The sequence below is a fragment of the Protofrankia sp. Cr1 genome, assembly GCF_963555865.1.
In the GTDB taxonomy this organism is placed as follows: Bacteria; Actinomycetota; Actinomycetes; order Frankiales; family Frankiaceae; genus Protofrankia.
The window spans coordinates 5,157-7,442 of sequence record NZ_CAUVXO010000230.1; the positions used below are offsets into that span (position 1 = coordinate 5,157).

2 protein-coding genes are annotated in these 2,286 nt (G+C 69.7%); both read left to right on the forward strand.

Annotated elements, in window-relative coordinates; translation table 11 throughout:
• The first annotated feature begins 124 nt into the window (after positions 1-124).
• On the forward strand, positions 125-1,267 hold the full coding sequence (locus U9980_RS17145) for an FHA domain-containing protein (protein ID WP_322768837.1): 1,143 nt from the start codon (positions 125-127) through the stop codon (positions 1,265-1,267).
• 110 nt (positions 1,268-1,377) lie between these two features.
• A partial coding sequence (locus U9980_RS17150) for a serine/threonine-protein kinase (protein ID WP_322768838.1) occupies positions 1,378-2,286 on the forward strand: 909 nt, incomplete at its 3' end.

Consider the following 2,286-nt stretch of genomic DNA (forward strand, 5'->3'; position numbering starts at 1 on the left):
TCCGACCCGGCCATCCGCGACCTCACCGATGCGGTCACCACCTGGCGCAACACCCCGGCCCTCGCCTCCTGAACGCGTTTCGTAGGCTGGTGCTCACCAGACACGCCAGCCATACGGGGGCTTGATGGAACACAACCTGGTGACCTCGGCGGACCGCGCCGACTACCTGGTCGATCTCTCCAACATCGTGCGTGAGCGGTCGATCGGGGGGCCGGGCCTGCGGTCCCTGCCTCGGCTCGACCTCGTGGTGGCGGCCCTGGTGAGGCTCACCGGGGACCCGGACGTCCGCGTTTATCTGATCGCCGATGCCAGCCTGCTGGGCGGCAGCAGGGAGTTCACCGATCAGGCGGATGTCGGCCGGCTCCGTCGCTGGGTTGCCGATGGCCTGGTCGAGGAGGTCCCCGACGCGGACGACCGGGTTCTTGAGATCGCCGGCATGACCCGCGTCCCGGTCATCACCGGTGACCGTTACGACGCCTACCGCACCGAGCACACCTGGATCCAGGGGAACACCTCGCAGTTCCTCAAGCCCGCACCCGGGCCTGGCGGCACCGTCACACTCGTCCCGCTGGATATGGGCGTCCGAACACCGGCCCAGATCTCCCGCCGGGAGGAGCTCGCCGCACTCAAGAAGCAGGGTCTGCTCGGCCCCAACCGGACCCCGCTGATCGAGGTGCTCACCCGGGCCTGGCGCTGCCCGGAACGGCGCTGTTCGCTCTATGACATTCACAGCGGTGACCGGGTGCTCCTACCCCGCATGCACCGCGGCGTACCCACCTGCCAGCAGCACCGGGTACCCCTGCGCGACGATGGCCCGCGGCCCGCCACCGCCCAACTCAAGGTCGTCATCAACGGCACCTGCGTGGCCCGTTACACCCTGGACGAGGACTCCGTGACGCCGGTGGGACGCTACCCCGACCCCGGAATCGCGCTGATCAGTCTGCTGGACCCGGAGGCCGCGGCCACGGTCAGCCGCGAGCACGTGGTCGTCTCGCTCCAGCAGGGACTGGTCCTGCTCCGCGACGTCAGCAGCTACGGTTCCCGGATGCGGACCGTCGACAAGCGGGGGCGGCTGGGGCCCTGGGAACAGCTGCCTCCCCAGGTCGACCGGCGATTCCACCCCGGCGACGAGGTCGAACTCGCCCCCAGCGTGATCCTCACCCGCAGCGGCCGGATCTTCCCCGCCGAACTTCCCGAGGACTGGCGGGCCGCAGTCCCGCAGACCCCCGTCCCACCGGGCGCTGCCGCACCCACCATGTCGGTGTGAGACTGACTCCGGCTGGTGATGGTTAGAATCACCACAGTGCACAGGGGGGATGATGGGCGGGTTTGTACTGGTGGGGATCGGGATTGCCGTTATCCGGCTGCCACCTGCGCATGTTTGTTGTTGACCGGGAGCGGATAGCCGCCGCATTACCCCATTACGAGCTGGGCGCCGGGCTGGGTGCCGGCGGGTTCGCGCATGTCCTGGCGGGCCGGCATCGCCACCTGGAACGCGATGTCGCGATCAAAGTGTTGTCCTCGGCGAAGGAGGACGCCCCTGCCGGTTTCGCCGCGGAGGCGCGGCTGCTCGCCAGTTTTGATCATCCGCATGTGGTCCGGGTCCACGACTACGTCGAGGACGACGGCCTGTGCCTCATCGTGATGGAGCTGCTGGCAGGGGGGACCCTGACCAGTCGGCGGGCAGGCCTACCGGCCGAGGGCGCCTGCGCGGTCGGCCTGGCCGTCGCGCAGGCGCTGACCTGTGCACATTCCCAGGGCGTGCTGCACCGCGACATCAAACCGGACAACATTCTGTTCGACGCCACCGGCCTGGTGAAGGTGACCGACTTCGGGATCGCGAAACTCCTCGACGGGTCGGCGGCCACCGCGAGCCGGATCATCGGGACGGCCCAGTACATGGCGCCTGAGCAGATCCTCGAAGGCCGATTGGGGCCGGCCACCGATCTGTACGCGCTCGGTGTGCTCCTGTACGAACTGCTCGCCGGGGCGCCGCTGTTCGACCCCACGCTGCCGCTGCTCGCACAGTTGCGGCACCATCTCGACACCATCCCCGCACCGCCCGCCGGGGTGCCCGCCCAGGTCGCGGAGGTGGTCATGCGGGCGCTGGCCAAGAAACCGGCCGCACGCCAGCCGTCGGCCCGCGCATTCGCCCTCGATCTTGCCCGCGCTGCCTGCCTCGTCTACGGCCCGCGGTGGACCGCCCGTTCCGGCGTCGGCCTGCGCCTCGACGACGACATCCGCGAGGCCGCCGACTACCCACCGCCGCCCATCGCTCGCGTACCG